This window comes from Halorubrum sp. ASP1 (assembly GCF_005435135.1).
GTDB classification, from domain to species: Archaea; Halobacteriota; Halobacteria; order Halobacteriales; family Haloferacaceae; genus Halorubrum; species Halorubrum tropicale.
In genome coordinates this window covers 83,031-89,959 of sequence record NZ_SGUA01000011.1, presented here as the reverse complement: position 1 = coordinate 89,959, position 6,929 = coordinate 83,031, and the positions used below count along the sequence as shown (strand labels likewise).

General features: G+C 70.9%; 5 protein-coding genes and 1 pseudogene. 3 read left to right on the top strand and 3 right to left on the bottom strand.

The features are described 5' to 3' along the window. A pseudogene (locus tag EXE48_RS15140) lies at nucleotides 1-265 on the top strand (acetamidase/formamidase family protein); the annotation flags it as partial. Nucleotides 266-317: 52 nt separating this feature from the next. Here EXE48_RS15140 and EXE48_RS15135 read toward each other — a convergent pair. After that, on the bottom strand, nucleotides 318-2,336 hold the full coding sequence (locus EXE48_RS15135; RefSeq protein WP_137711963.1) for an ATP-binding protein: 2,019 nt from the start codon (nucleotides 2,334-2,336) through the stop codon (nucleotides 318-320). A 151-nt stretch (nucleotides 2,337-2,487) separates the two neighbouring features. On the opposite strand from EXE48_RS15135, the gene EXE48_RS15130 reads away from it, so the two are divergent. Then, on the top strand, nucleotides 2,488-2,850 hold the full coding sequence (locus EXE48_RS15130) for a DUF5518 domain-containing protein (protein WP_053770776.1): 363 nt from the start codon (nucleotides 2,488-2,490) through the stop codon (nucleotides 2,848-2,850). Nucleotides 2,851-3,255: 405 nt separating this feature from the next. Here EXE48_RS15130 and EXE48_RS15125 read toward each other — a convergent pair whose 3' ends face one another. Beyond that, a complete protein-coding gene (locus tag EXE48_RS15125) occupies nucleotides 3,256-4,923 on the bottom strand; it encodes a tryptophan--tRNA ligase (protein ID WP_053770775.1) in 1,668 nt (555 codons plus the stop codon). Nucleotides 4,924-5,048: 125 nt separating this feature from the next. Next, a complete protein-coding gene (locus EXE48_RS15120; protein ID WP_053770774.1) occupies nucleotides 5,049-5,858 on the bottom strand; it encodes a TOBE domain-containing protein in 810 nt (269 codons plus the stop codon). Between the two features lie 94 nt (nucleotides 5,859-5,952). Between EXE48_RS15120 and EXE48_RS15115 the strand changes: the two genes are divergently transcribed. Next, nucleotides 5,953-6,927 (top strand): ABC transporter substrate-binding protein, encoded by a 975-nt coding sequence (locus tag EXE48_RS15115; RefSeq protein ID WP_053770773.1) that lies wholly within the window; start codon nucleotides 5,953-5,955, stop codon nucleotides 6,925-6,927. Nucleotides 6,928-6,929 lie beyond the last annotated feature (2 nt).

The following is a 6,929-nucleotide window of genomic DNA, read 5'->3' as shown; positions in this document are numbered from 1 at the left end:
TGTCGGCGTTCGCCAGCTCGACGGCCCCCTCCTCGACACCGGCGACGCCGTGAAGACGGTCGCGAGCGCCGAGACGATGGAGGCGGCCGTCGAGCTGGCGAACGCCGACATGCTGGACCTGCTTTCGCACCACCACGGGTTCTCGCGCACCGAGGCGTACCTCTTCTCCAGCCTCGTCGGCGGCCTGGAGGTCAGTCAGGTGGTCGACCCGCAGGTGACGGCGCGGAACGCGGTGCCGAGCGAGTACCTCTCGCTGCCGTTCTGAGCCCCTACACCGCGGCCTCCTGAGTCGTGCCCGTCGCGTCGACCGGCCGGCCTCAGCGCTCGGACCGCTCGGCGAACCGCCGCGCGGCGTGGCTCAGGCCCCCGTCGGTCGGCGGCTCGGCCCGCTCCGACTCGGCGACCTCGCCGGCCTCGGCCGCCGCCTCTGCGTCGGCGTCCGTCGCGTCGGCTTCGGTGACGACCCCCTCGGTCTCCTCTGGTGCCGCGTCGGCGCCGTCTCGGGCGGCCGCACCGTCGTCGGGGACGGCGGCCGCCCCCTCCCCGACCTCGGCCGGGTCGGCGTCCGGCGGATAGCTCAGTTCGGCGGGGGGGACGAAGGCGGTCTCGACCGCGCGGACGATCTCGCGGACCTGCGCCTCGTCGAGGCGGTCCGCGTACGCCTCGCGGACGAGGTCCGGGACCGCGTACGCGTAGTGGCCGCGACCGGCGTGGCGGATGAGCCCCGCGCGCCGGATCGGCCGGTGGCGGCTGTAGGCGTGCCCGGAGTCGCCGTCGCCGCCGGCGTCGATGTGGGCCGCGACGGGGTCGCTGGCGCCCTCGCGGCGGTAGTGGCGGAGCATGCCGCGCGAGAGCTCCGGGAGCGCCTCGATCCGCGAGCGCAGCTCCTCGATCACCGCCTCCCGGGTGCCGAGCTCGATCGCGTTGTCGAACCGGAGCGCGCTCTCGGCCACGTCGTCGCGGGTGACCGGGTCGACGTCGTCCGGCGGGGCAGGGTCGGACTCGGCCGCGGGTTCGGCGTCCGCGGGTTCAGCGTCGGCGGGTTCGGCGTCCGGGTCCGACGAAGCGCCGTCGGCGGACGCGGCCGGCTCCGCGTCCCCCTCGGTGCCGCCGTCGGCGGAGGGCGCCGCCTCGCTCGCGGGGTCGTCGTCGCCCCTCGTGGCGGCGACCGCCTCGTCGTACGACTTGAGCACGGACTGCCCGTCGGCGCCGTCGGCGACGGCGTCGCCGTCGGGGGGGCTGGCGCCGACCCGGGCCCGGCCGCCGCCGCTCCGGTACGGCGCCTCGGCCTTGCCGAGGAGCGCCTGCGCGAACTGGTCGGCCATGTCGCTCAGGTCGCGGGCCTCCTCCAGTTCGCGTTCGAGGTCGGCTATCCGGCGGTCCTTCTTCTCTAGCTCCTGTTTGAGGTCGGCTATCTCGGAGTCGCGGCGCTCCTTCTCGTCGGAGATCGACTGGAGCTCGCCGACGAGGTCGCTGGAGACGGACTTCAGCTCGGGGCGCTTGAAGTCGTCGAGCCCGGGGGTCGCGCCCGCGTCGAACGTCTCCTTACGATGGAACTGGATCCGGCGGATCGACTCGTCCCAGTCGGTCATCAGGAAGGCCTCGCCGTCGCCTAAGTCCTCCACCGCGCTCGCGTACTTCGACCCGAGGATGCGCCCGACGACCTTCGTGTCGTTGTCCCACGTGAGCCGGTGCCAGCAGAGCCAGTCGCACTGGGTGATGAAGTCCTTTTTCACGTCCGCGGGGCGCTGGCTGATCCCGACGATGCCGAGGCCGTGTTTCCGGCCGCGCTTGCCCACCTTGATCAGCATCTTCCCCGTCTCGTCCATCCCGCCGCCCTCGGGGATGTACTCGTGGCACTCCTCGACGACGAGCAGGAAGGGCTTCTTCAAGCGCTTCTCCTTCGCGAACAGCTGCTTGACGACCTCCAAGAGCAGCTCGTTGGCGGTGTCCTCTTCGAGGTAACCGGAGACGTCTAAGATGATCGGGACGTTCTGCTCTAAGGCGAGGTTCGCGAGCTTCTCGGCGTGTTCCGGGGAGACGACGATGTCGCACTCCTCGTCGGCGCCGGCGTGGAGGATCTCGTATTCCTCCTTAAGTCCGTAATATTCACCGTCTGTATCCACGATGAGAACCGGGAAGCCGCTGTCGAGCAGGTTCTCGATGACGACGCTCGCGGTGTTGCTCTTCCCGGAGCCGGATTTGCCCGTGATGAAGGACCGGCCGGTGAGCACGTCGACGACCGGGAGCTCCACCGGGGAGCCGGGGTCCGCCGTCGCGTCGCCGCCGATCCCCTCGCTGACGTCCGCGACGTGGATCGTCTCCTCCTCGCTCATACCCGTGAGAGGTGGCGCCCGCCTCATAAACTATCGCCTCGTCGCCGCCCGGGCGGGCCGCTCTGCCGGCGGTCGCGTCGCCGACCGACGGCGACCGGGCCGCCTTCGGGCGTCCGCAAGACGTATGTCGTCCCCGAGAGTTCGACCGCACATGGACACCGAGAACACCCTCCTCAACGCGGTGGTCGGCGCGATCGCGTCGGCCCTCCTCTCGTTCACCGGCATCTCACCGCTCCTCGGCGGCGCGGTCGCCGGGTACCTGAACGGCGACGACGGGCTTCGGGTCGGCGCGCTCTCCGGCGCGATCGCGTCGATCCCGATCGTCGGACTGCTGCTGCTCGCGCTGGTGGTCCTTCCGTTTCTGGGATTCTTCGGGTTCCCGCTCGAAGCGGGTCTCGCGGCCGGCGGGGTCTTCCTGGTCGCCGCCCTCATCGTGTTGGGCGGCGTCGCTTACAGCGTGGTGTTGAGCGCGCTCGGCGGACTGCTGGGCGTGTACGTGAAAGACGAGCTGTAGGTCGATCGCTGTTATTTATAAATAGTTGAATCTGGACCGGCGATAAACACTACCGTAGTCCCAGTCGTTTGTTTATAACTAGTTGCTGGCAGACCGGCCACGAACACCGCCGAAGCCCCAGCCGGGAGGACAGCGAGCGTGCGCTGTCCTCCCGGCTGCCCCTTCGAGTCCCGCCCCCGCACAGCGACCGCACCTCACGCCTCCCCAGCCTCGTCAGTCGCCGTCGCTTCGCTCCGGCGACTGACTCCAGCGAGGGACCGGAGGTCCCTCTGGCAGCCGGCGCGTAGCGCCGGCGACCTCGCGCGTGCGACTCGCACCCTGCGGGCGCTCGTCGGCACGCACCACCGCACTGTCTATGTATAAAGAGACGGCGTGAGAATCGGCTCGCGGCTCAGCGAAGACGCCTCAGTGCTCGCCGCCGGTGCCGCGCCGGTCGGAGTCGAGGTCGATGTCGAGGTTCTCAAGCAGCTCCTCGGCCTCCTCGCGCTTCTCCTGGTGGTCTTCGAGGAACTCGCGCATCAGCTCGGCTGCCTGCTCCTTACAGCCGCCACAGAGGCGGTCGCCGTTAACGCACTCCGAGTACACCTCCTTCGTCAGCTCGTCGTCGTCGCCCGCGAGCAGGTAGGCGTACAGCTCGTACACCGGACACTCGTCGGCCTCGCCGCCGAGCTCGCGCTGCTCCTCGGCGGTGTCGCGGCCACCGGTCGTCGCCGCCTTCACCTTGTCGTACCCGTCCTCGGGGTCGTCGAGCAGCGAGATGTGGCTCGCCGGGATCGACGAGGACATCTTCCCGCCGGTGAGCCCGGTCATGAACCGGTGGTAGATCGAGGAGGGCTGCCGGAAGCCGAACCCGTCGTGGTCGATCTCGACCTCCCGGGCGACCGACTCGGCCTCTTCCCGCGTGAGGTCGAAGGCGTCGACGTGGCCTTCGAACACGCGCTTCTCGCCGTCGACCGACTCGATCAGCGCCTCGAACGCCTCGTCGGTCGCGTTGCGGTCGAAGAAGCGCACCCGGGGGCGGAGCGGCTCCTTCCCGCCGGCTTCGAGCTTGTCGAGCGCGCTCGCCTTCGCGGCCGCGAGGTCAACGCTCTCGCGGTCCGACTCCGGCGGCTCGTAGTCGGCGAGCCACTCGGCGGCGTCCTCACAGCGCACGTCGGGGTCGTCGCCGGCGGCGCGCTCCGCCGCGAGCGCGTCGTAAGCGGCCCGGACCAGCTGCCGCTCGTCGTCGTCCAGCTCGAAGGAGGCGAACGCCTCGGTCACCTTGAAGTAGCGCACGCGGGTCGCCAGGTCGCGGGTGAGCCGGACGTGCGGGTCCTGGTCGGGGCCGACCGGGATCACCGTGGGCTTCGGCTCGTCGACGAGCTGCGGGTAGAGGATGTCCGCCGTCTGGGTGATCACGCTCTGCATGTGCGAGATATTCGTTTCGCCGTCGAAGCCGTAGATCGCCTCGAACTCCGAGAAGTTCGCCTTCGAGCCGAGCTCGAAGCCGAGGTCCTGGACCTCGCGGTTGTCCGACTGGCGGTAGATCTCGCCCTCTTCGGCGTCGAAGCCGAGCGCGAGCAGCGAGAGGAGGTAGTTGCGCGCGTGCTCGTCGATCTCGGACCACGACATGCCGCGCGCCGAGTGGGCTTCGAGGTCGGCGATCAGTCCGAACGCGTCGCCGCCCATCTCCTGGTGCCAGATGATCTCGTCGAACACGAGCTTGTGGCCGATGTGCGGGTCGCCGGTGGGCATGAACCCGGACAGCGCCGCGAACGGCTCGTCGTTCGCCATCGCCTCGGCGACCGCGTCGTACTCGCGGTGGCCGAAGATGACACCGCGGCGCATCAGGTAGTGCGGGTCCGGGACCTCGTCGGCGACCTCGTCGAACGCCTCGATGCCGAACTCCTCGAACAGGTCCGCGTAGTCGCCGACCGACGCCGACCCCCACGGGTCGAGCGCGACGTCCTCGGTCGGCTCGTCCGCGCGCTCGGTCCCGCCGTCGGTCCGAGGGGGCGCCGACGGCCCGGGGGCGGGGTCGGACCCGCGCCCGTCGCCGTCCGGCGTCGCCCCCTCGGGGGTGTCCTCGTCCATACCACCTCTCCCGTCGGTCGACGCAAAAACCGTTCGCTTGCGCGAGAGCGGTTCCCACGCCCCGGCGGGCGATCGACCTCACCGAAACGGACGACCCCACCGACGGGCGAGCCCACCGGACAGCGTCACGCCGCGTGCGCCACCAGTCGCGTCGCGGTCGCCTTCCAGCGGATCGAGACCGAGTCGCTGGGAGCGAGGCCCAGCCGCTCGATGCTCTCGGCGGTGATCAGCGCGGCCACCTCGACGTCGGTCGCGTCGGCCGAGCCCTCGGCCGCCCCGACCGCGATCCGGACCGTCGACACCGTCTCGCCGGAGTCGACGCGCGAGACGCGGCCGGCGAGGCGGTTCCGGGCGCTCGTCGCGTCGGGGTCCACCGCGTCGGCCGCGTCGTTGACCGTGACGGCGTCGGCGCCGATCCGGACCTGAACCGCGTCGCCGACGTTCACTCCGCTCGCGCCGTCCCCGACGCCACCGTTCTCGTTCCCGCCGTCCGCGTCGTCTCCCGTTCCCCCGTGAAGCCCGGACAGTTCCCCGACCGGGGTGTCGACGACCGCGAGTTCGCCGTCGACGGCCGTCACGGTTCCCTCGAGCACCGTCTCTGGGACCGCCGCGGCCGCCGCGAGGACGGCCTGGAGCCGGTCGTAGCGGTCGAGGAGCGCGCGGCCGGACGCGGCGAGCCGGCTCCCGCCGCCGCCCTCGCCGCCGCGGCGCCGCTCGACGAGCGTCCCGTAGGCCTCCTCTAAGGCCTCGATCCGCGAGAGTGCGCGGGCGCGCGAGCGGCCCAGGTCGGCGGCCGCGCCCGCGACGGACCCCGCCGCGTCGACCGCGCGCAGCAGCGCCGCGTCGCGGCCGTCGAACTCGACGCCGTCCTCGATGAGCGCGGCCCGCCCGCGTCCCGCCGCCGCGTCCGGACCGGCTTCGGTCGGCTCTCCCATGCCCGGAGGATGCCCCCGGGCCGTCATGGCGTTTTCGCCCCGTCGCCCGCCGCGGCGCGGAAGTTATATGTAGCGTCGACCCACCGTTGTATCTATGTCGATACAACGGAGGCGGTTCGTGACCGCGCTGGTCGCCGGAGCGATCGCGAGCACGGCGGGCTGTTCGTCAACGAGCGGCGACAGCGGCGACGGCGGGAACGGCGGGAACGGGACCGACGGGAGCGGAAGCACGACCGAGTCGGTCGGCGTCGCCGGCGAGACGCTGACGCTCACGACGACGACGAGCACGTACGACACCGGCCTCCTCGACGCGATCCACACGGACTTCGAGGAGATGTACGGCGTCACCGTCGACGCCGTCGCGCAGGGGACCGGCGCGGCGTTGGAGACCGCCCGCAACGGCGACTCGGACATCGTGATGGTCCACGCCCGCGGGCTCGAAGACGAGTTCATGCGGAACGGGTACGGGGTCAACCGGCGGGACCTGATGTTCAACGACTTCGTGATCGTCGGCCCCGAGGCCGACCCCGCCGGGATCGAGGGGATGGACTCGGCGACGGCGGCGCTCACCGCCATCGCCGAGGCGGAGGCGCAGTTCGTCTCGCGGGGCGACAACTCCGGCACGCACACGAAGGAGCTGAACCTCTGGGAGGCGGCCGGCACGGAGCCCGGCGGCGACTGGTACCAAGAGACCGGCACCGGAATGGGCGAGGCGCTGAACATCGCCAACCAGCAGGGCGCGTACACGCTCTCCGACCGCGGGACCTTCATCTCGCAGCGCTCGGAGATCGACCTGACGATCCTGGTACAAGGACCGATCGAGGGCGGGCCGGATATCCTCTCGAACCCGTACGGGGTGATGGCGGTCAACCCCGGGGTCCACGAGAACGCCAACTACGACCTCGCGATGGCGTACATCGGCTGGATCACCAGCCCGGGCGTCCAGGAGGCCATCTCGGAGTACCAGGTGAACGGCGAGCAGCTGTTCTTCCCGGAGGCCGTCTCCGAGGACCCGAACTTCCAGCAGTACGTTCCGGAGGGTTGGAGTAGCGAGAGCGACGACTCGTAGTC

Excerpts from the sequence above, each read along its gene's own strand:
- EXE48_RS15135 (WP_137711963.1), bottom strand. The coding sequence starts at position 2,336 with ATGAGCGAGGAGGAGACGATCCACGTCGCGGACGTCAGCGAGGGGATC.
- EXE48_RS15130 (WP_053770776.1), top strand. The coding sequence starts at position 2,488 with ATGGACACCGAGAACACCCTCCTCAACGCGGTGGTCGGCGCGATCGCG.
- EXE48_RS15125 (WP_053770775.1), bottom strand. The coding sequence starts at position 4,923 with ATGGACGAGGACACCCCCGAGGGGGCGACGCCGGACGGCGACGGGCGC.
- EXE48_RS15120 (WP_053770774.1), bottom strand. The coding sequence starts at position 5,858 with ATGGGAGAGCCGACCGAAGCCGGTCCGGACGCGGCGGCGGGACGCGGG.
- EXE48_RS15115 (WP_053770773.1), top strand. The coding sequence starts at position 5,953 with ATGTCGATACAACGGAGGCGGTTCGTGACCGCGCTGGTCGCCGGAGCG.